General features: G+C 66.8%; 20 protein-coding genes. 9 read left to right on the top strand and 11 right to left on the bottom strand.

Annotation, left to right across the window (positions count from 1 at the left end; genetic code table 11):
• Positions 1-65 precede the first annotated feature (65 nt).
• On the bottom strand, positions 66-572 hold the full coding sequence (locus AC2IR1_RS12890; RefSeq protein ID WP_486472373.1) for a hypothetical protein: 507 nt from the start codon (positions 570-572) through the stop codon (positions 66-68).
• A 162-nt stretch (positions 573-734) separates the two neighbouring features.
• Between AC2IR1_RS12890 and AC2IR1_RS12885 the strand changes: the two genes are divergently transcribed.
• Positions 735-1,133, top strand: coding sequence for a SufE family protein (locus tag AC2IR1_RS12885; RefSeq protein ID WP_486472372.1), 399 nt, complete (start codon positions 735-737; stop codon positions 1,131-1,133).
• Between the two features lie 3 nt (positions 1,134-1,136).
• Here AC2IR1_RS12885 and AC2IR1_RS12880 read toward each other — a convergent pair whose 3' ends face one another.
• Genes AC2IR1_RS12880 through AC2IR1_RS12870 form a run of 3 tightly spaced genes read right to left on the bottom strand, consistent with a single transcriptional unit; the run spans position 1,137 to position 2,990 of the window.
• Positions 1,137-1,637 carry a hypothetical protein gene (locus AC2IR1_RS12880; protein ID WP_486472371.1) on the bottom strand — a complete coding sequence of 167 codons (501 nt, stop codon included), beginning with the start codon at positions 1,635-1,637 and terminating at the stop codon, positions 1,137-1,139.
• A complete protein-coding gene (locus AC2IR1_RS12875) occupies positions 1,634-2,275 on the bottom strand; it encodes a DUF1638 domain-containing protein (protein ID WP_486472370.1) in 642 nt (213 codons plus the stop codon). Before AC2IR1_RS12875 ends, AC2IR1_RS12880 begins: the two co-directional genes overlap by 4 nt.
• A gap of 13 nt (positions 2,276-2,288) precedes the next feature.
• Entirely contained in the window at positions 2,289-2,990 is a 702-nt protein-coding gene (locus tag AC2IR1_RS12870) for a corrinoid protein (protein WP_486472369.1), read from the bottom strand.
• Between the two features lie 181 nt (positions 2,991-3,171).
• Between AC2IR1_RS12870 and AC2IR1_RS12865 the strand changes: the two genes are divergently transcribed.
• Positions 3,172-4,260, top strand: a complete 1,089-nt coding sequence (locus AC2IR1_RS12865; RefSeq protein ID WP_486472368.1) for a PA0069 family radical SAM protein — start codon at positions 3,172-3,174, stop codon at positions 4,258-4,260.
• A gap of 99 nt (positions 4,261-4,359) precedes the next feature.
• Here the strand turns inward: AC2IR1_RS12865 and bmt are convergent, their stop codons facing one another.
• The 3 genes from bmt to AC2IR1_RS12850 form a co-directional block, all read right to left on the bottom strand.
• Positions 4,360-5,367 carry a betaine--homocysteine S-methyltransferase gene (gene bmt, locus AC2IR1_RS12860; protein WP_486472367.1) on the bottom strand — a complete coding sequence of 336 codons (1,008 nt, stop codon included), beginning with the start codon at positions 5,365-5,367 and terminating at the stop codon, positions 4,360-4,362.
• 26 nt (positions 5,368-5,393) lie between these two features.
• Positions 5,394-7,283 carry a GNAT family N-acetyltransferase gene (locus AC2IR1_RS12855; RefSeq protein ID WP_486472366.1) on the bottom strand — a complete coding sequence of 630 codons (1,890 nt, stop codon included), beginning with the start codon at positions 7,281-7,283 and terminating at the stop codon, positions 5,394-5,396.
• A gap of 199 nt (positions 7,284-7,482) precedes the next feature.
• A complete protein-coding gene (locus tag AC2IR1_RS12850; RefSeq protein ID WP_486472365.1) occupies positions 7,483-7,794 on the bottom strand; it encodes a DUF1476 domain-containing protein in 312 nt (103 codons plus the stop codon).
• 296 nt (positions 7,795-8,090) lie between these two features.
• Here AC2IR1_RS12850 and purC point away from each other — a divergent pair, with 296 nt between their 5' ends.
• From purC to AC2IR1_RS12815, 7 genes are all read left to right on the top strand, one after another.
• Positions 8,091-8,849 carry a phosphoribosylaminoimidazolesuccinocarboxamide synthase gene (purC, locus tag AC2IR1_RS12845; protein ID WP_486472364.1) on the top strand — a complete coding sequence of 253 codons (759 nt, stop codon included), beginning with the start codon at positions 8,091-8,093 and terminating at the stop codon, positions 8,847-8,849.
• 14 nt (positions 8,850-8,863) lie between these two features.
• A complete protein-coding gene (gene purS, locus AC2IR1_RS12840; protein WP_486472363.1) occupies positions 8,864-9,091 on the top strand; it encodes a phosphoribosylformylglycinamidine synthase subunit PurS in 228 nt (75 codons plus the stop codon).
• A 451-nt stretch (positions 9,092-9,542) separates the two neighbouring features.
• On the top strand, positions 9,543-10,028 hold the full coding sequence (locus AC2IR1_RS12835; RefSeq protein WP_486472362.1) for a DUF1203 domain-containing protein: 486 nt from the start codon (positions 9,543-9,545) through the stop codon (positions 10,026-10,028).
• Between the two features lie 88 nt (positions 10,029-10,116).
• On the top strand, positions 10,117-10,785 hold the full coding sequence (purQ, locus tag AC2IR1_RS12830; RefSeq protein ID WP_486472361.1) for a phosphoribosylformylglycinamidine synthase subunit PurQ: 669 nt from the start codon (positions 10,117-10,119) through the stop codon (positions 10,783-10,785).
• 145 nt (positions 10,786-10,930) lie between these two features.
• Positions 10,931-12,685 (top strand): sensor histidine kinase, encoded by a 1,755-nt coding sequence (locus AC2IR1_RS12825; RefSeq protein ID WP_486472360.1) that lies wholly within the window; start codon positions 10,931-10,933, stop codon positions 12,683-12,685.
• A 23-nt stretch (positions 12,686-12,708) separates the two neighbouring features.
• Entirely contained in the window at positions 12,709-14,046 is a 1,338-nt protein-coding gene (locus AC2IR1_RS12820; RefSeq protein WP_486472359.1) for a sigma-54-dependent transcriptional regulator, read from the top strand.
• Between the two features lie 794 nt (positions 14,047-14,840).
• Entirely contained in the window at positions 14,841-17,579 is a 2,739-nt protein-coding gene (locus AC2IR1_RS12815) for an Rne/Rng family ribonuclease (protein ID WP_486472358.1), read from the top strand.
• A 98-nt stretch (positions 17,580-17,677) separates the two neighbouring features.
• Here AC2IR1_RS12815 and AC2IR1_RS12810 read toward each other — a convergent pair whose 3' ends face one another.
• The 4 genes from AC2IR1_RS12810 to AC2IR1_RS12795 form a co-directional block, all read right to left on the bottom strand.
• Positions 17,678-17,905 (bottom strand): sulfurtransferase TusA family protein, encoded by a 228-nt coding sequence (locus tag AC2IR1_RS12810; RefSeq protein ID WP_486472357.1) that lies wholly within the window; start codon positions 17,903-17,905, stop codon positions 17,678-17,680.
• 106 nt (positions 17,906-18,011) lie between these two features.
• Complete coding sequence (locus tag AC2IR1_RS12805) at positions 18,012-19,361, bottom strand: cytochrome P450 (protein WP_486472356.1); 1,350 nt, start codon at positions 19,359-19,361, stop codon at positions 18,012-18,014.
• Entirely contained in the window at positions 19,358-20,614 is a 1,257-nt protein-coding gene (locus tag AC2IR1_RS12800; RefSeq protein ID WP_486472355.1) for a hypothetical protein, read from the bottom strand. Before AC2IR1_RS12800 ends, AC2IR1_RS12805 begins: the two co-directional genes overlap by 4 nt.
• 65 nt (positions 20,615-20,679) lie before the next feature.
• Positions 20,680-21,429 (bottom strand): cytochrome c biogenesis CcdA family protein, encoded by a 750-nt coding sequence (locus AC2IR1_RS12795; protein WP_486472354.1) that lies wholly within the window; start codon positions 21,427-21,429, stop codon positions 20,680-20,682.
• Positions 21,430-21,496: the final 67 nt, after the last annotated feature.

Raw genomic sequence — 21,496 nt, 5'->3', positions numbered from 1 at the left:
AACACACCGATGAAAAAAGGCGCGTCCGGAAACGGGCGCGCCTTTTTCGTTGAATGACGAAGGGCTCAGCGGCGGCTGGTCAGGACGTTGCTGGCGCTCATGACCTCGATGCTGGAAATTCGGCCCAGTTCAAGATTGGTCAGGCGGGCAGCCGCGACAACGCGGCGATTCTGGATCGGACCCGGAACGGCGGGGACGGGCTCATAGGCCACGAGGGTGTAGCGCGCCACGCCTTCGACCGGGTCGGTGCCTGCGGCGGACTTGAGCTCGACGTCGAAGGCGCCGGTGGAGTTGGTGATACCGGTCACCCGCACGATGGCACCGCCGGGGATACGCTCCACCACCAGGCTTTCGATGGCGGCCACGGGTTGCCGCGTGTCGGGCACTTCCTTGCTGGCCAGGGCGCTCTTCTTGGGGATCAGCGGATTGGCGGTGGAGGCTTCTTGCTCCGTCAGGGGGCGGGACTGCGAGGAACCGAACCAGTTGAACGGGTTGATACGGCTGTCCCGCACGTAGGAACATCCCGAGAGGCCGATCGTGGCAATCAGAATGACGGGAATGAATTTGCGCATGGATCGGTGCCCCCTGGCTCTGGCCTTGATGGTCCATATCTCCTCTAACGCAGTGCGGAGGGCTTGAAAAGCCAGCGCTTTCGCTGCCTGCGGCATGGGCGGGGCTGGACCTTGGCGCGGCTGCGGCGTAACCCGGGGGAAGCTGCAAGACAGGAGATCGCCATGGCTCAGGCTGCCTTCGAAGAGATCGTCGAGGATTTCGAATTCCTGGAGGACTGGGAGGACCGCTATCGCCACGTGATCGAGCTGGGCAAGGCGATGGATCCTCTGCCCGATGCGCTGAAAGTTCCGGCGACGAAGGTGGATGGCTGCGCCAGCCAGGTCTGGCTGCACATGCGCCCCGAGGGCGGAATCTTCCACTTTGACGGGGAAAGCGACGCGATGATCGTGCGCGGCCTGATTGCCGTGCTGAAGGCGCTTTACGACGGGGTGCCGGAGGCGGAGCTGAAGTCGGTGGATCCGATGGCCGAACTTGCCCGGCTGAGCCTGCAGGATCACCTTTCCGCTCAGCGGTCCAACGGGTTGCGCGCGATGATCAAGCGGATCCAGGAACAGGGCTGAGCCCTAGCGCGGCACGTATTTCCTGAGCCCGTGGAAGAAGATGTCGATCTCCAGGGCAAGGCCGACCTCGAAATCATTGAGCTCGGCACCGCTCCAGCGGTGCTGTTCCAGCTGGGCGAGGAAGTCGCGCCGGGCCTGGTCGTCCTGCTTCGACAGGGGCAGGGTTTCGGCGGCGCGCAGCAGGTCGATGCGCTTGTGCACCTCCCGCATGCCCGAGAACGCCTCCATCATCGGGCGGGTCAGCATGGGGTCCTTCTGCCAGCTGCGCCCGGCGAAGACCTCCTGCACGACACGGTTGCCGGAGCCCAGGCAATCGTAGGCGACGCAGCCGGGGAAACCCTGATCCGTCAGCTTGTCATGGATGGAGCACTGGTGACCGGAGAGGTTGCGGCAGGGTTCACCCGGGTTCTTGTCGAAGGCGAAGTCCTTGCCCTTGTCGAAGGCCAGGGCGAGGCAGCAGAGGGCGGCGCATTTGGAGCAGTCGGTTTGCAGCAGGTCGGTCACGTCGAAGTCCGTTCCAGGGCGGTGGCGAGATCGCCATATCCCGTGAAACGACGTTCGAATGCAAGGCCGAGCCGGTCGGCGGCAGCGCGCGCCCTTACGGTGAGTGCTGCGTCATCGGTCTGGGCGAGGTAGACCAGCGTTTCGTAGTGACCGAAGTACATCGGCAGAAGGTCAGGATGACGGTTGAGGCCGAGGGGTTCCCAGACGAAGGCGTCGAACTGCCGGGCGAGGAAGTCAGTCAGGTAGAAGGCCGTCAGCTCCTCCCGCGCTTCGAAGGCTGCGACCCCTTCGAAGAAGGCGTAGCAATGGGCGCCGGGCAGCATCCGGACGCCCAGCCGTTCGCATTCCGCTTGCAGCAGCCCGCCGGTGCCGCAATCGGCGTAAAGCACCATGACGTCGGCGTAATCCGCGCGTCGGGCCGTGACGACCTCGCACACGGCATCGGTGATCTTTTCGGGGCGGTTGTGCAGGATCGCGGGCAGGCAGACGAGGTCGAGGTGATGCCAGTCGTTGAGCCGTTTCAGCGCCAGCACCTCATGTGCGAGGGCGCCGCAGGCGATCAGCAGGGTCGTGGCGCCGCGCTCCGTCAGCTCGGCGCCCCGGGTCGTCAGGTGCTGATCATCGGGCAGCTGGGGCATGGGCGGCCACGGGTCAGGCGTTCAGCTGGTTGTGCTTGCGCGCGATCCAGGTCTTGGCGGTTTCCACGGCCACGGCGGCATCGCGGCAATAGGCATCGGCGCCGATCGCTTTGCCGAATTCCTCGTTCAGCGGCGCGCCGCCGACCAGCACGATGTAATCGTCACGGATGCCCTGTTCCTTCAGCGTGTCGATGACGACCTTCATGTAGGGCATGGTCGTGGTCAGCAGGGCGGACATGCCGAGGATGTCGGCCTGTTCCTTCTGGATCGCCTCGATATAGCTTTCGACGGGGTTGTTGATGCCCAGGTCCACGACCTCGAACCCGGCGCCTTCCATCATCATCGACACAAGGTTCTTGCCGATGTCGTGGATGTCGCCCTTCACCGTGCCGATGACCATCTTGCCGATGGTGCGGGCCCCGGTTTCGGCCAGAAGCGGCTTCAGGATGGCCATGCCGCCCTTCATCGCGTTGGCGGCCAGAAGGACCTCGGGCACGAAGAGGATCCCATCACGGAAATCGGCGCCGACGATGGTCATGCCGCCGACAAGCGCCTCTGTCAGGATCCGGTAGGGTTCCCAGCCGCGTTCGAGCAGAATGTTCACGCCCTCCTCGATCTCTTCCTTCATGCCGTCGTAGAGGTCGTCCATCATCTGCTGGACCAGTTCCTCGTCGTCGAGTTCGGAGAGGATGATGTCGTCTTCTTCATCGGACATGGCGGTTTCCAATCTGCCTGCGCGGGGTTTGACCCATGGTTTACCCTTGCCGAGAGGGCTTTCGCTGACTCTCCGAAATGCGACAATTCGGAGGGGGGCACCGACCTATAGTCGGCGTAGGGGAAAGATTTCCTGAAAAGGAATCATGGAGCTTGGCCACGGCGCAGGATATGTTCCCCCTATGTTCCATGATCCTGCCCATATGATCGACAAGAAGGCCCGCAAGGGCCGTGCCGCTGTCAGCAATGCCACCGGCCGGTACGAGGCGCTGTCGACGGTGCCCGACGATTTCGGCTGGGAGGTGATCGAGGAGGCATCGCAGATCCGGACCGAGGTGCGGGAGGAACAGGCGCGGAGCCTGATCACCTACAACCGCTCGCCCGATCTGCCGTTCGACCGGTCGATCAACCCCTATCGCGGCTGCGAGCACGGCTGCATCTACTGCTTTGCCCGGCCGTCGCATGCCTACCTCGGCCTGTCGCCGGGGCTGGATTTCGAGACGCGGCTGGTTGCGCGCCCCAATGCGGCAGAGGTCCTGGCGCAGGAGTTGGGCAAGCGCAGCTACCAGGTGGCGCCCCTGGCCATCGGCACGAATACCGATCCTTATCAACCTGTTGAGCATCGGATGGAGCTGATGCGGGAGTGCCTGGAGGTGCTCTGGGCGCACCGGCATCCGGTGGCCATCGTGACCAAGGGGACAGGCATCCTGCGCGATGTCGACATCCTGCGGAAGATGGCCAAGCTGGGGCTGGTGCGGGTCGGGATCTCCATCACAACGCTGGACCGTGACCTGGCCCGGAAGATGGAACCCCGGGTGCCCCCGCCGGAGAAGCGGTTGCAGGCGATCCGCACGCTGAGCCGGGCGGGGATCCCGGTGCGCGCCATGGTGTCGCCCGTGGTGCCGGGGCTGACCGATGCGGAAGTGGAGGCGATCATCGCCGAGGCGGCCAGGGCCGGGGCCGTTTCCGCCAGCTGGATCATGCTGCGCCTGCCGCGGGAGGTGTCGCCGCTGTTCCAGGAATGGCTGGCGGAGCATTACCCCGACCGCGCCAAGCGCGTCATGACCCGGCTGAGGGAGATGCACGGCGGCAAGGATTATGCGTCGGACTGGCACAAGCGGATGCGCGGCGAAGGGCCCTATGCGGCGATGATCGCGCAGAGGTTCCGGGCCGCGGTGAAACGCAACGGGCTGGACCGGGAACAGCCGGAGCTGCGGTGCGATCTTTTCCGTGTGCCGGTGAAGCCCGGTGAACAGCTGAGCCTGTTCTGACGCCTTTTTTCGACGCTGACCTTTATCGGCCCGAAATGTGAAGGGGTCGGTAACCGACCGCACGGTGGGGCCCTAAGGCCCCGGACGAGGCCCGTCCTATCAGCCCCGGCGACGCTTGCGGCGGGCAGGGGCGGCATCCTCGCCCGTGCCGTCGGAGGCCGAGGAGAAGGCGCCGAGGGTCGCCGCGATCTCCTCCAGCGTGGGGCGGGGGCCGCGCGGACGGGTGGAGAGCGCCTCGTGCATCTTTTCGAGGTGTTCGGGCATGGTGCCGCAGCAGCCGCCGATGATCGTGGCGCCGCAGTCGCGGGCCATGACGGCGTAATCGGCCATCAGATCGGGCGTGCCGTCGTAGTGGATGTGGCCATCCTCGTACTTGGGAATGCCCGCGTTGCCCTTGGCGATGATCGGCAGTTCGACGCCCTGCGCCGAGAAGCCCAGCACGGTGCGCAGCAGGTCGGAAGCGCCGACGCCGCAGTTGGCGCCGAAGGCGATCGGCGGGTTTTCCAGCTTGCCGATCATCTTCACCATCGCCTCGGAGGTGACGCCCATCATGGTGCGCCCGGCGGTGTCGAAGCTCATGGTGCCGCACCAGGGCATGTCGGCCAGTTTGAAAGCCTCTGCGGCGGCGCGGTATTCCTCCGGTGCGGAAATGGTTTCGAGCCAGAGCACGTCGACGCCGCCTTCCTTCAGACCCTCGGCCTGTTCGTGGAACATCTCGACCGCGGTTTCGTGGGAGAGCGGGCCGAGGGGGGCCATGATCTCCCCCGTGGGGCCGACGGAGCCTGCAACGACCACCGGGCGGCCTGCCGCGTCGGCAACTTCGCGGCCCAGTTCGGCGGCGGCTCGGTTCAGCTCGCGCACGCGGGACTGGGCGTCATGCAGTTTCAGCCGTGCGGCGTTGCCGCCGAAGCTGTTGGTCAGGAAGATGTCGGAGCCGGCGTTGACCGCCGAGGCGTAGAGTGTGCGGATGTTCTGCGGCTGTTCGACGTTCCACATTTCGGGCGCGTCGCCAGAGGTCAGGCCCATGTTGAACAGGTTCGTCCCGGTCGCGCCATCGGCCATCAGCCAGTCGCGGGTTTCCAGCAGGCGGGTCAGGGCGTTGGTCATGGGATGCTCCTCGCTGAGGCAGGGACCTACCGGGGCAGGTTTTCCCCGTCATACGCAAGGGCGCGGCGCGAGGGAAGGGGATCCTCCCGCGTTGCGGCCGGGCGACGCATGGCGATGGCAAGGTCGAGGACGGAAAGGGCAAGGGCCAGCCGGCTGGGGGCAGCCATGTAGAGAGGTTGGCGGCGGGGGGCGAAGCTGTCCTTGAACCGGGTCAGCCCGTCGCCGCCGGAACGGCGGGCGATGTCGGCGCGCAGCCGGGCCATCAGGCGGGGTTCGCGCAGGTCGCGGGCGGGCATGGCGGCAAGGGAGAGCTGGAGGCCACGCTCGCGCGCCTCTTCCAGGGCGGCGGCGATGAGCCGGTGCATGGTGCCGTCCGGCAGCCCGGGCCCGTGGCGCATCAGGTCGAGGCAGAGCTGGTTGCGGTTGGCGTGGAAGGTGGCGAAGGCGACCAGCTGCCCGTCCAGGTGGGCGCAGTAGACCCTTTGGCGTGCCACGTAGGACGGGGCGAAGCGCCCGGTCGACAGGCCTCGGGCGAGGCCGTGGGTTTCTTTCCACTGGGCATCCAGGCGGGCCATTTCCGCGAGGGGCAGAGCCGCGGGCAGATCCGCGTCGCAAGTGACGGTAATCCCGGCCTTTTCGGCGTTGCGAAGCTTTCGCCGCAGTTGCCGGTAGGCAGAGCCGGAGAGGGAGAAGGCGCCGGGGTCGATTACCGCTTCGTCCGCCACGCGCAGAAGGCGCCAGCCGGCCCTGCGGGCGCGCAGGGCCTGGCGGGCGCTGCACTTGTAGACGACGGGCATCCGGTTGGAGTTGCGCGCGGCGGTGCGCAGCCCGGGCAGCAGCCGGTCGAGCGGGCCGCAGAGCGGATCGAAGAGCAGGGTCAGGGTCTGCGGCGTGTCGATGCACAGGCCCGCCGCATCGGGGGCGCGCAGCAGCCGGGCGCCGTTCTGTCGCGCGACGCCGCTTTCGGCCCGGGGCGCCTGGTCCAGCAGCAGTTCGGGCACGGCGCGGGGGACATGGGCGCGGGCGGGCGCGCGGGCCTCGGTGCGCAGGCGCAGCAGGTAGAGCCCGGCCAGGGCGGCAGGCAGCAGGTAGTAGACCAGTCGGAAGGCCAGGACCGCCGCCATGAGGCCCGGTTCCGCCAGGTCCGGCAGCAGGGCCAGGAGAGAGAGCTCGAACGGGCCGACCCCGCCCGGGGTGCCCGCGAAGAGCCCCGCGCCCAGGGCCAGGAGGAAGACCGGCAGGAAGGCCGTCAGCGCCGGCGGGTCCGGCAGCAGGATCCAGAGCGCGACGGCCGCCGCGCAGGTGTCGATGGCGGCAAAGACCGTGACGGAGGTCATCGCCGGCAGCGAGGGGAAGCGCAGGCGCAGGCGGGCGAAGCGCAGTTCGGGCGCGAAGAGCGACACCGCAGGCAGCGTCAGGCAGAGCGCGAGCGCCAGCAGGGCCAGCCATTCCGGCAAGAGGTAGGGCGCCAGCAGCAGACAGGCGGCCGCCGTCACCACGGCCCAGGCCACGAGGAAGGAGGCGGACACGGCGGCGGTGACCTGGGTCGCCCGCAGGGGCCCCAGAAGCGGCAGCAGGCGCCAGCGGGCAAGCGCCCCGGTCACGACGCCAAGGCCGATGAACTGTGCCAGGGCTATGGCGGCCATGCCCGAGGTCTGCGCGCGGCCTGGCGAAACGCCCGTGCGCAGGTGGCGATGGATCACCGCGTCATAGCGGCCCAGCGACCAGAAGGAGAGCGCGGTTGCCAGCGCCGCCGCCGCCCATTGCCCGACGGAGACGGCCCCGAGCGCCGCGCCGACCTCTGACAGGTCGAGGGCATGGAGACGGTTCGCCAGGAGCCAGAGACAGGCCCCGCCCACCAGCACCGGCGCGGCGAAGCGCAGCCAGCGGCGGGGGCCGCGGCGCGAAACTCTCATCACTTCGGTCATCGGCGGACCCCTTCTCCCGTTCCCGCAGAAAGGGGTAGGCAGGGTTTCTTGCCGTGGCCTTAACGCCGGACGACGAAGTGAGCGGCATTCGAGGGAGAGCTGACCCGGGGCCACCGCCGCGAAGGGAGGGTCACCCCGGGAAATGCCCGGTTTTCAAGGGGCTTGATGTGTCAGAGGCGGCCAGGGATCACGCGTCGATCAGGGCGATCTTGGCCGCGCTCAGCGCCTCGGCATGCTTCGCGCGGATCGTGGATTCATCCGCGACCCCGGCCAGGTCGATGACGAGCTTGCCGATGACGTCCTCGTGCCCGGGTTCGGCCAGGTCGGCCTTCACCAGGGAGGTGGCATAGGCGGTGGCGTCGTCCCCGGTCTTGCCGAGCAGGGAGGAGGCCCATTCGCCGAGGGCGCGATTGCAGCGGGCCTCTGCCTTGAACTGCATTTCGGCGTCATGGGCGAACTTCGATTCGAAGGCGGCTTCGCGGTCGTCGAGATGGGGCATGGTCGGAACTCCTCCTGTGGCGGTACTTCGAGAGCGGGGCGGCCTCGTATTATGGCCCGTGGCAAGAGATTAGACCCTGCGGAACCGTCCGCAAAGCACGAAGAGCCGGCGGGAGCGGTTTTGTCACCCCGCAGAGCGCTTGCCGGGGCCTCTCCTTGTTCGGGCCGCCGTTTTGCCACGGGAGTTTCCCTTCAGGCGCCGCCACGTCAGGCGCCACGCTTGCGACGCTGGCCCGCTTGATCTAAGAGGGCCGAGATGCGGGCGAGTCCCCGCGCCGTGAGAAAGGCCGTACGCCAATGGCAAGACGCAAAAAAATCTATGAAGGCAAGGCCAAGATCCTTTACGAAGGCCCCGAACCGGGGACCATCGTTCAATATTTCAAGGATGACGCCACCGCGTTCAACGCCCAGAAAAAGGACGTGATCGAGGGCAAGGGGGTTCTGAACAACCGCCTGAGCGAGTTCTTCATGACCGGGCTGAACACCATCGGTGTTCCCACCCACTTCATCCGCCGCCTGAACATGCGCGAACAGCTGTGCCGCAGCTGCGAGATCATTCCGCTGGAAGTGATCGTGCGCAACGTGGCCGCCGGCTCCCTGTCGAAGAAGCTTGGCATCGAGGAAGGCACGCAGCTGCCGCGCCCGATCGTCGAATACTGCTTCAAGAACGACGAGCTGGGCGACCCGATGGTCAGCGAAGAGCATATCGCTGCCTTCGGCTGGGCCAGCCAGCAGGACATGGACGATATCGTCCACCTGGCGCTGCGCGTGAACGACTTCCTGTCCGGCGTCATGCTGGCCGTGGGCATCAAGCTGGTCGACTTCAAGATCGAGATCGGCCGCGTCTACGAAGGCGACTTCCAACGCCTTGTCGTTGCTGATGAAATCAGCCCCGACAGCTGCCGCCTGTGGGACATCGAGACCGGCAAGCACCTGGACAAGGACGTGTTCCGTCGCGACCTGGGCAGCCTGACCGATGCCTATACCGAAGTGGCGCAGCGCCTGGGCGTGATGCCGCGCAACGCCGGAACCACCAAGCCCACGCTGATCAACTGAAGGAGCTGGCCACGATGAAAGCCCGCGTTCATGTCATGCTGAAAACCGGTGTCCTGGATCCCCAGGGCGAGGCCGTGCGCCACGCGCTGACGGGTCTGGGCTTCGACGGGGTCGAAGGCGTCCGCCAGGGCAAGGTGATCGAGCTGGACCTGGCAGATGGCACGACCGAAGCGACCGTGACCGAGATGTGCGAGAAGCTGCTGGCGAACACCGTGATCGAGAGCTACTCGATCGAGATGTGATGCCGTTAGCCTTTGGCTAACCTTCACCGTTCGATGACCAAAAACCCCGCCGTGATCTTCACGGCGGGGTTTTTGATTCGAAATCGGGGGTAAACGCCCGGGAAGACGCGAAAAACGTGATGTCGGTATCGCGTCGGTATCACGTCGGTATTTTGGCGGTGTGCAAACGGCGGATCTGCGTGGTTAAGGCATCGGGCGTTGCGTGGGCCGAGGGCGGGGTACCGGCTGCGCCGGTGCCTCCGGCGGGGATATTGGGGGCCAGAAAATGGGAGGGGCGGCGGCGCCACGGGGGCCGGGATGGCGCTGGTGGGCGGAGAGTTGGGATATCGGATCCAGGTATCTGGTGTGGCATCGGCCGGGCATGGCCCGCTGCGGGCGCCAATGCGCAGGAAGCGGGTCGCTCGCAGGGCGCGGGATGCGACAGGAAGGGGCATCTGGACAGGAGATGCCGATGCACCGATTTCATGGAATTCCCACCGCGCAGGCCCGGGCGCTGCGGGCGGGCGGGCCCGATGCCAACGGGCAGGCGCCGGAGCGGATCGTAAACCCCTGGGATGGGGCGCCCTGCCGGCATTGCCTGTGCAACATCCCCAAGGGGGCCGAGATGCTGATCTTCGCCCTGCGGCCCTTCGACCGCCTGCAGCCCTATGCGGAGGCTGGGCCGGCGTTTCTTTGCGCTGCCGAATGCGCGCCCTTTGCAGGGGACGGGCTGCCGCCGGTCATCGGCCTGTCGCCGGATTACCTGGTGAAGGCCTATGACGCCGGGGAGCGGATCGTCTACGGGACCGGGCAGATCACCCCGGTGGCGGAGATAGAGGACTACGTGGAGGCACTGCTTGCACGGGAGGGGATTGCCTTCGTCGACATCCGTTCGGCCCGCAACAATTGCTGGCAGGCGCGGGCAGTGCCCGGGGAACGGGCCACGGCGGGGGAATAGGCGAAACGGCGGGCGGTGGCGGCTTGATCCGGGGCCGCCTTGCGCGTATGAGCCAAGGCAAATCCCCATCCGCGCAAGGGAGCCTCCCATGAAAGCCGCCGTCCTCGTCTTCCCCGGGTCGAATTGCGACCGTGACCTGCAAGTGGCCTTCGAAAAGGCCGGGGCAGATGTCACCATGGTCTGGCACAAGGACCAGGATCTGCCCGAGGGCGTGGATATCGTCGGCGTGCCGGGCGGTTTCAGCTATGGCGATTACCTGCGCTGCGGTGCCATTGCCGCCAACAGCCCGATCTGCGCCAGCCTGAAGCGCCACGTCGAACGCGGCGGCTATGCCATGGGCATCTGCAACGGCTTCCAGGTGCTGACCGAGACGCGGATCCTGCCGGGCGCGCTGCTGCGCAATGCCGGGCTGAAGTACATCTGCAAGACCGTGCCGCTGAAGGTGGAGACCTCTGACAGCGTGTTCACCCGGCTCTACAATGCGGGCACCACGGTCAACATTCCGATCGCGCACCATGACGGCAACTACCAGGCCGATGCCGAGCTGCAGGCGGAGCTGCGGGGCGAGGACCGGATCCTGTTCACCTACGAGGACAACCCCAACGGATCTGCCGGCGACATCGCGGGCGTGCTGTCCGCCAACCGCCGGGTGATGGGCATGATGCCCCACCCCGAGCGGGCCGCGGACGAGGGCCATGGCGGCACCGATGGTGCGGCCATGTTCACCTCGATCCTGGAGGCGCTGGTCGAGGCCTGATCACGCCCCTGCAGGCAGGAGTTACGGGAGCCCGGCGCCAATGGTGCCGGGCTCCTGCGTTAAGTGGGCCGGATAGGCGCTTTGCCGCCGTCCGCGCCCATCGGAGTGCTTGAGCGCCGGGCCTTCGCCGGTGTATTTTCCCGCAATGGACAGCCCAAAGCCCCCTGCCGGTCGACCCGGGCGGACGATCTCCTGGCGCGCCCGCATCGCGCTGGCGCTTTTCCTTGTCATGGTCATCGCGGTGATGGCCGTGACCAATGCCATGCTGATGAAACGCTACACCGAGCCGACCCGCACCCGGGCGGAGCTGCGGCTGGCGCTGTTCGGGGCGAATATCGTCAGCGAACTGCAGCTGAATTCCATCGTGCCGCAGTTGCTGGCCCGCGATCAGGAGCTGATCGGGGCGCTCAACAGCGACGATTACAGCACCTCGACCCAGCGGCTGATGTCCTTCCTGGACGAGATCAGCGCGGCGAGCCTTGTCCTGCTGGACGAGGACGGGCGGATCGTGGCGGCGACGGATCGCAACAGGCTGGGGGAGAACCACCGGCAGAGCCCCTATTTCGTCGAGGCGCAGCGCTCCAACGCGACGGTGTTCAACATCTCCGAACGGGAGTCGGGGGGCTATGCCTTCACCTATTCGCGGCGGATCGAGTACCAGGGCAACCTGATCGGTGTCATCGTGGTGGAAGCCGACCTGGCGAAGTTCGAACGCAGCTGGGCGGGGATTTCCGATGCGCTGGCGGTGAAGGACAGCGAGGGCAAGATCATCCTGTCGACCGAGGCGCTGTGGCGCGGGCTGACCGAGGAGGAGGCGACGGCGCGGGAAACCCCGTCCTCGGCCATCGAGCGGGCGCTTTATGCCACCACCGACTGGACCACGGATGCCGACAGCTACCTGCAGGGCGAGGCGATGATGCGCGTCACCTCCCGCATCCCGTTCCGGGGCTGGCAGGTCGTCAGCTACACCAGTTACCAGTCCGTGCGGGAGCGGGTGAACGGCGTTCTGGCGCTGGAGATCATGGGATTTGCCATCCTTCTGGCGCTCGCCTTCTACGCATTGAGCCGCAAGACCATCCTGCGGCTGAACGTGTTCCAGCGGGAATCGGCCGATTTGCGGCTGCTGAACGAGCAATTGCAGCGGGAAATCGCCGAGCGGGAGCGCATGGAAAAGAACCTGGAGGTGGCAGAACAGACCATTGCGCAGTCCCAGAAGCTGGCCGCACTGGGGGAAATGTCCGCCGCGGTGGCCCATGAACTGAACCAGCCGCTGGCCGCGATGAAGACCTATCTGGCCGGCGCGCAACTGCTTCTGAAGCGGGCCAGACCGGACGAGGCGCTGGCCTCTTTCAGCCGGATCGATGACCTGATCGGGCGCATGGGCGCCATCACGCGGCAGCTGAAATCCTATGCCCGGACGGGCGGAGACGGCTTCACCCCGGTCAATGTGGGCGATGCGCTGGCCTCCTCCCTGTCGATGATGGAGCCGCAGCTGAGGCAAAGAAAAGTGCGCATTACCAGGGCCTTGCCGGATCGTCCGGTGATGGTCATGGCGGACCGCGTCCGCCTGGAGCAGGTGATGATCAACCTGCTGAAGAACGCGCTGGATGCGACGGTGAACGTCGATGACGCGCGGCTGGACATCATCCTGTCGGCGGGGGAGACGGCGACCCTGACCGTGCGCGACAACGGCGAGGGGATCCAGGACCTCGATGCGCTGTTCGAACCTTTCTACACCACCAAGCAGCCCGGTGACGGCACCGGGCTCGGACTTGCCATCTCGTCCGGGATCGTCGCCGACCTAGGTGGTCGTCTGACGGCACGGAACGCAGAGGGGGGTGGGGCTGTTTTCGAAGTACAGCTTCCTATCTTGTCCGAAGAGATCGAAGCCGCAGAGTAATAAGAAGAGCGGAGTAAACGCAGATGCAAAAGGCCATGAAGATCGCGATCGTCGACGACGAGCAGGACATGCGTCAGTCGATCAGCCAGTGGCTGGCCCTGTCGGGCTATGACACCGAGACCTTCCCGAGCGCCGAAGAGGCGCTGAAGAAGCTCGGCCCCGATTATCCCGGTATCGTGATCAGCGATATCAAGATGCCCGGCATGGACGGCATGGCCTTCCTGAAGAAGCTGATGGGCACGGACAGTTCGCTGCCGGTGATCATGATCACCGGTCACGGCGACGTGCCGATGGCGGTGGAGGCGATGCGCATGGGCGCCTTCGACTTCCTGGAAAAGCCGTTCAACCCCGACAAGATGACCCAGCTGGCCAAGAAGGCCGCCAATGCGCGGCGCCTGACGATGGACAACCGTCAGCTGCGGCGGGAGCTGTCGGACGGCGGGCAGCTGATGAAGAAGCTGATCGGCACCAGCCCGGTGATGGAGCGGCTGCGCGAGGATATCCTGGACCTGGGCCAGGCCGACGGTCACGTGCTGATCGACGGCGAAACCGGGACGGGCAAGACGCTGGTGGCCCATGCGCTGCATGCGGTCGGCGCGCGGGCGGGCAAGAAGTTCGTCCTGCTGAGCTGCGCCGCGCTGGAAGAGGAGCAGCTGTCCAAGCGCCTCTTCGGCCCGATGATGCCCGAGGACACCCAGCTGCCGGCGATCGAGGAGGCCCGGGGCGGGACCCTGGTGCTGGAAGACATCGAGGCGCTGTCGGAAAGCCTGCAGGCGCGGCTCCTGTCGGCGATCAACGAGCAGGGCACCCCGGCCGAGACGCGGATCGTGGCGATTTCCAACCTGCAGGAGCAGGATCGCACCTGCGAGGACGTGCTGCGGCCGGACCTCTTCTATCGCCTGGCGGCGCTGCGCATCACCGTGCCGCCGCTGCGTCAGCGGGGCGAGGATATCCTGGCGCTGTTCACGCGGCTGAGCGAGCAGTTCTCGGATGAATACGGCTGCGATGCGCCGCAGGTCTCGGCCCAGGAAGCGGCGCAGCTTCTGCAGGCGCCCTGGCCGGGCAACGTGCGCCAGCTGATCAACGTCGCCGAACGCGCGGTGCTGCAGTCGCGGCGTGGGTCCGGCACCATCGCCTCGCTTCTGATGAGCGAGAACGAGGAGATGCAGCCGGTGATGACCACCGAGGGCAAGCCGCTGAAGGAATACGTGGAAGCCTTCGAACGCATGCTGATCGACAACACGATGCGTCGCCACAAGGGGTCGATCGCCAGCGTGATGGACGAGCTCTGCCTGCCGCGCCGGACGCTGAACGAGAAGATGGCCAAGTACGGGTTGCAGCGCGCCGACTACCTGGGCTGACCGCGCGCCGTACGGAGATCGGGGAGGGGGGCTCTGCCCCCGTCTCCGCAGGAGACTCCCCCGGAGTATTTTCAGCCATCGAATGAAACAAGTGCCGCTTTCTTCCATTCGATGGCCACAAATACTCCGGGGGGAGGTCGCCGCAGGCGGCCGGGGGGCGGAGCCCCATTCCCCGCTGACATTCGAACGACAGGCGAATTTGACGGGATCCCTCACGAGGTGGGGGCCTGCTTCCATGGACCTGGCGCGGGCGTCTGGCGGCACAGTCCTTGACCGGCTGGCTTTGACCGAACGGCAAAAACGGGTCGAAACCGGACCTCCCGCAGTGGTTGCGTAATTTTCTGCATTGTCAGCGGGCCATGATGCACCTTATGTTCATGAAACGGCCATAAGCGATACCCGAGGGATCGCAGAGGCCCTGAACAGTTTCGCTGGCTTCGGGTGTGACGGGAAAGACCTCCGTCCGGGTGCCAGATCGATTGAACCCTCACGGGTTTCGCACTTGCCGGAGGGCCCACGGGCCGCGCCGGTTCAGAATGGGCGGTGACGCGGCACCAGGAAGATCCGGTCGGGACTATGCGACCAGGAACTTAACCGGGCCGGGATCACCGTCGGAGAAGAAACGCGATGAAGCGCGAGAGCAACGAGACAGGCAGGAGGCAGCCCCCCGCGGGCGGCCCTTGCAGCGCCCGTGCCCGTGCCCACCTCGCCCCTGACAGACACGCCGCCAATGCTTCCGCTCCCCCCGGGTCACCCCCGGCAGACGGGGGCCTTTCGGCGTGCAATTGGATTACATGGCAAAGAAGATGCTCATCGATGCCACACACGCGGAAGAAACGCGTGTCGTGGTCGTGGACGGAAACAAGGTCGAGGAATTCGACTTCGAATCCGAGAACAAGCGCCAGCTTGCTGGCAACATCTACCTCGCAAAGGTAACCCGGGTCGAACCGTCGCTTCAGGCGGCCTTCGTCGACTACGGCGGGAACCGTCATGGTTTCCTGGCCTTTTCGGAGATCCATCCGGATTACTACCAGATCCCCGTCGCGGACCGTGAGGCCCTGATGGAGGAAGAGCGCGCCTATGCCGAGGCAATGCGCGCCCGCGAGGAAGAGAACGAAAAGCCCAGGAAGCGGTCCCGCTCTGCCTCCAAGGCCGAGAAGGCCGCCGATGGCGACGCCAAGGCCAGCCGCGATGTGGAGGCCAAGCCCAGCGACGAGATCGAGGGCATGGAGACCATCGACCTCGACGGTGAGCAGGTCACCGCATCGGGCGAGGACGGCGTGGAGGAGGGCAGCTCCCCCATGATGACCGTCCGGGATACCCCGGTCGAGGAGCCTGAGACCGGCGAAGAGGCCTCGGAAGAGGCGACCGCCGAAGAGGCCACCGCTGAAGAGGCCGGGGCCGAAGAAGTCGAGGCCTCCGACAGCGACGACGAAGCCGCCGCTGACGACGAGGACGACAGCGACGAGGAAGAAAAGGGCGGCCGCCGCCGGTCCCGTTCGCGTCGTTCGGGCGCGGATGAAAAGGACAGCGATATCGAGTCGGTCGCCGATGACGACGATCACGAGGATATCCGCCCGCCGCGCAAGCCGCGGCCCAAGCGCTACAAGATCCAGGAAGTCATCAAGGTCCGCCAGATCCTGCTGGTGCAGGTCGTCAAGGAAGAGCGTGGCAACAAGGGCGCGGCCCTGACCACCTACCTGAGCCTGGCCGGTCGCTACTGCGTCCTGATGCCCAACACCGCGCGCGGTGGCGGCATTTCCCGCAAGATCACCAATGCCGCGGACCGCAAGAAGCTGAAAGAGATCGCCAACGAGATCGACGTGCCCACCGGCGCGGGCCTGATCGTGCGGACCGCCGGTGCCAAGCGCACCAAGTCCGAGATCAAGCGCGACTACGAATACCTGCAGCGGCTCTGGGAGCAGATCCGCGAACTGACGCTGCAGTCGATCGCGCCCGCCAAGATCTATGAAGAAGGCGACCTGATCAAACGGTCGATCCGCGACCTCTACTCGCGCGAGATCGACGAGGTGCTGGTGGAAGGCGAGCGGGGCTACCGCAACGCCAAGGACTTCATGAAGATGATCATGCCGTCCCACGCCAAGAACGTGAAGCACTACACCGACCAGCTGCCGCTGTTCGCGCGCTACCAGGTGGAAAGCTACCTTGGCGGGATGTTCAACCCGGTGGTGCAGCTGAAATCCGGTGGCTACATCGTGATCGGCGTGACCGAGGCGCTGGTGGCGATCGACGTGAACTCCGGCCGGGCCACCAAGGAAGGTTCGATCGAGGAAACCGCCGTCAAGACCAACCTGGAGGCCGCCGAAGAGGTGGCGCGCCAGCTGCGTCTGCGGGACCTTGCCGGCCTGATCGTGATCGACTTCATCGACATGGATGAGCGCAAGAACAACGCCGCCGTCGAGAAGAAGATCAAGGACAAGCTGAAGACCGACCGCGCGCGGATCCAGGTCGGCCGCATCTCCGGCTTCGGCCTGATGGAGATGAGCCGTCAGCGTCTGCGCCCGGGCATGATCGAGGCGACGACCCAGCCTTGCCCGCATTGCCACGGCACGGGCCTGATCCGGTCGGACGACAACATGGCGCTGTCGATCCTGCGCCAGATCGAGGAAGAGGGCACGCGCCGCCGCTCCCGCGAGGTTCTGGTGAAATGCCCGGTCGGCATCGCCAACTACCTGATGAACCAGAAGCGCGAACATGTCGCCCAGATCGAGGGCCGCTACGGCATGGCCGTACGGATCGAGGGTGACCCGTCGCTGGTCAGCCCCGACTTCGAGATGGAGAAGTTCAAGACCGCGACCCGCAAGGTCGTCGAGGTGGCCCATGTGGTTTCCGTCGATACCTCGCTGATGGACAGCATCGACGAGGATGCGGAGGCCGAGGCCGAAGCGGAAGCCCTGCGCGAAGAGGAAGAGGCCGAGGCGGAGCGCAAGGCCTCCGAACAGGTCGCGCCGACCTCTGGCGAGGAGGGCGAAGAGCAGCCGAAGAAGAAGCGCCGGCGTCGGCGTCGTCGGCGGAAGTCCAAGTCGGGCGAGAACGGGTCGGGGGATGATTCCATCGGATCCGGCGACGACAGCGTGAGTTCCGGTGACGATTCCGTTTCCGGTTCGGATGCCGGGACCGACACGGGTACCGAGGCCGGCGATGACAGCGCCGTGACGGCGCCGGTGGCAGAGGCTTCCGCCGAAGCTGCACCGGAGGCCGTGGCGGAAGAGACCCCTGCAGAGGTCGAGGCGGAGACCCCGGATGAGACCCTGGTCGCGGAAGAAGCGCCCGAGGTCGAGGCGACCGAAGCAGCGCCCGAGGCAGTTGCCGAGGCGCCCGCAGAAGAAGCTCCGGCGGAGGTCGCCTCTGAGGTCGAGGCAGAGGCGGAGACCGCCGAAGCCCCCGCGGAAGAGACCCCCGCCGCCGAACCTGCAGCGGAAGAGCCCGAGCCCGCCATGGCCGGAGAGGCCGCAGCCGAGGAAGAGGCCCCCAAGCCCAAGAAGCGTGGCTGGTGGTCGATCGGCAGCTGATCCGCTGACCGCTTGAAAAGACAGGAGGGCCGCGCCGGAAGGTGCGGCCCTTTTTCGTGTCCCCGGACCTTTCGAGAGGCACGAGGCGCGCCGCAGGGTCAGGCCCGGCGGATCTCGAAGAGGTGAGATGCGCCCTCATCGCGTTCCGACAACAGCTCATGCCCCGTCTGGGCGCAGAAATGCGGCATGTCGATCAGGGCCATGGGATCGTCGGTGCGGATGCGCAGCCGCGCGCCGGGGGCAAGCCCCGCCAGCACCTTCTGGGCGCGAAGCACCGGAAGCGGGCAGCGCAGCCCGCGGGCGTCGATCTCTGTCGGGTCATCCATGGCTTCTGGTTAGGCGCCTGCCGAGGTCCTGTAAAGCACCACGCCCCTCCCATTTTTTGGCCGGAAATATCCCGGGGGTCCGGGGGCAGCGCCCCCGGCCTCTCCGCTAGCGCGGATCGAGCCGCAACCAGATCCCGCTGCGGCTGCGCACCGTCAGATGCGCCACCGGCTCCGGCGGGCGCTCCTCCACCGGGGTGACGCGGACGCGGCCCAGGATCTCTGCCAGCAGCAGCACGCCTTCCATCATCGCAAACCCCGCCCCGGTGCAGACGCGTGCACCGGCGGAGAAGGGAATGAAGGCATCGCGCATGCAACTGCGGCCGTTCTCGCTCTGCCAGCGGGCGGGATCAAAATCGTCGGGCCGGTCCCACAGGCGTTCGTGGCGGTGCAGATGCCAGGGGCTGATCACGATCTGCGACCCTTTCGGCACCTCGCGGTCGCGGAAGTGTTCCGGGCAGGCGGCTTCGCGCACCATCATGGGCACGGGCGGGTAGAGCCGCAGCGCCTCGCGGAAGGTATCGCGGGTCAGCTTCAGTTTCGACATGTCGGAGAAACCGAGCGCTCCGGCCCCGGCCACTTCCTCCGCCACGCGGTCCTGCCAGTCGGGGAAGAGCGCCAGCAGGTAGAGCGTCCAGCCAAGCGCGGAGGCGGAGGTTTCGTGGCCTGCCAGGAAGAAGATCGCCACCTGGTCGACCATTTCCTCTGCCGTGAAGAGCTGGCCGGTGTCGGGATCCGGCGTGGTCATGATCTTGGTGGCGAGGTCGTCAGGGGCGGTGCCGGCGGCGATGCGGGCCTGGCGGTCTTCGGTCAGCTGGCGGATCAGCGCGCGGATCTCGGCGCCCGCGCGTTTCGCTTCGCGCGGCAGGAAGCGGGGCATCCAGCGCGGCAGGGGGATGAAGGCGGCGAGGTTCAGGATCGGCTGCGCGCGCTGGTAGTCGCGGAAGCGGTGGAAGACGCGGGCGGCGACTTCATGTTCGATGGGGATCGAGAAGAGCGTGCGGAAGATCACGTCGGCGGCTGCGTGGCTGGCTTCCTCTTCCAGCTCCACCTCCGTGCCCGTGCGGGCCGCGAGGCGGGCGGCGGAGGCGCGGGCGGCGGCCTGCATGGCGGGGAAGGTGTCGCGCAGGCGGCCGCCTTCGAAGGCCGGGTCGATGATGCGGCGCTGGCGCTGCCAGGTGGCGCCGTTGGTCAGGAAGACGGAGTTCCCCAGGATCGGGCGCAGCCCTTCGCCCACCCGGTCGGATTTCGGGAAATCGAGGGGGCGGTCCTTCAGCACGGTCTTCACCAGGTCGGGCTGGTTGACGAGGAAGGAGCGGAAGAAGGGGGTGCGGAATTCGGCCATCCAGGCGCGGTAGAGCCGCGCGGGCTGGGCCGAGAGGATGTCGGCGCGGAAGAGCCGGGCATAGCGCCAGAGGGACACGCGGTTGGGGCGCGAGGGGGGCTTCGGCGGGATCACGAGAGGCTCCGGAAGCGGTTCACCGGGGTGGCGATAAGGCTTTTCGACGGCGCGCGGCCAGCGAAGCGGGCGGCCAGCGTCTGCGGCCCTGCGGTGATGCGGAAGTAGTCGTAATCGCCGGGCCGGTCGAAGGCGCAGAGGTACTGGAAGTGCAGCCGGAAGTACCGGCGTTTCAGCGCCTGCCAGCGTTCGGGGGAAAGCGTCTGGGTGAAGGCGGCCGAGATCACCAACGGCCAGAGTTGGTTGTCGGGGGCCACACCGGTGACGGCGACGGGATCGCAGAGCGCGAAGGCGCAGCCGTCGCCGGGCGCCGTGACGTCGAGCCAGAAGAGCTCGTCCCGCGCCGAGAGGTCGTGCAGGTCCGCGCGCAGGCGGGTGGCGTCCGGCAGGAAGGAGACCATGGGGACGACCTGGCCGAGCGAGAGGAAGGAAAGCGCGGGACCCTCCGCCGGGGCCTCGCCCGCGCGGATCAGGTCAGCGAGGATCGAGACCGCGAGGTGCGCGCCGGAGCTGTGGCCGACGACCAGCACCTCGTCCGTATCCGAGGTGAGCGCCGCGGCGATGGCGCTGCGGAACTCTGCCATGCGCGCCTCAAGCGCCGGGGGATTGGCGCCGCGGTAGCGGGCGGAGAAGGCGTAGTCGTGCATCAGGTAATAGGCGAAGAACTTGCCGTCGCGTTTCCGGAACCAGTTCAGCACAGGGGGGATGGTGGCGAGACCGGCGAGCCAGCCCGGAAGGGCCGCGAAGGGCAGGCTGGCGAGGCGCAGCAGGGCTGTGATCCCGGCGCCAAGAGCCCAGCCGATTGCCGCCGCCAGCAGCAGTTGCAGCAGGAGGAAGCCCACCGGGTAGAGCGCCGCGATCACCGGTCCCTTGCGCAGCCGCATCAGCCGGAAGAGCGCGCCGGTGGCGATGTATTCCCAGGCGGTCCGGGCCAGCTGCAGGTAGGTGGCAGCGATGCCGTGGCCCATCGAATCCCGCACGATGTCGGACCAGACCAGTACCTCCACCGTGGTGTCGCAGTGGGCGCCCTCGATCTCTCCTTCCACCTGCCAGCCGTAGCGGGCGGCCTTGGGACGGGGCGAAAGGGTCAGCCCATAGCCCGAGATCGCGGCCTGGGCCGCGCCTTCCTTCCGGTAGAGTTCGCGGTAGCGGCGGGGATGGATCGGGTCGTAGCCCGGGATGTAGAAGACATGCCTGCGGGCCACCCGGCGGGGTGTCTCGGCGCTGTGTTTTCCGGGGGCGGGGCTGCTCATGTGACCTCTCTCGTGGCCACATTAGCGGGGGAAATCAGGGGCGTGAAGGGTTTAGCGGCGCGCGATCAGCCGATGGTGGCGAGGGCCGGGAAGGTCTCCAGCAGCCAGAAGGAGAAACGGGAGAAACCGCCGGTCAGCATCATCAGGCCGATGGTCCAGAGCAGCAGGCCCATCACCCGTTCGATCTGCTCCATGTGGCGTTTCATCCAGCCCATCAACCCGCCGAGCTTCGGCAGGAAGGCCGCGACCAGCAGGAAGGGGATGCCGAGGCCCGCGGCGTAGACCGCCAGCAGCAGGGTGCCGCGGGCAAGCGAGGCCTCCTGCGCTGCCAGCGACAGGATGGTGCCCAGTTGCGGGCCGATGCAGGGGGTCCAGCCGAAGGCGAAGGCCAGGCCCAGGACATAGGCGCCAAAGGCGCTGCCGCCGCGGTCGCCCGCATCCAGCCGCGCTTCGCGGTCGAGGAAGCCGATCCGGTAGACGCCGACGAAATGGGCACCGAAGATCATCACCACGATGCCGGCCACGATGTTGAAGGTCCCCTGGTAGCGCAGGAAGACGGAACCGATGGCGGAGGCGGCGAAGCCGAGGAAGAGGAAGACGGTCGAGAGTCCCAGCACGAAGAAGAGCGCGGGCAGGAGCGCGCGGGCGCGGGCGCCGTGGCGGCCCAGGTCGTTCAGCGAAACGCCGGACATGTAGGCCAGGTAGGGCGGCACGATGGGCAGCACGCAGGGGCTGAGGAAGGAGACCACCCCGGCTGCAAGTGCGACGAACATCGCCGGCAGAAGCGCGGCGTCCATGATCTCGATTCCGAACATGGGACCGGAGTAGCCTGCGCGGCGCCGCGCGTCACCTGTCAACGTGTCACAGGGCCGTGTGGGGCGG

This window comes from Pseudooceanicola sp. NS-SX8, from assembly GCF_057380755.1.
This window is presented reverse-complemented; position numbering and strand designations above follow the sequence as displayed.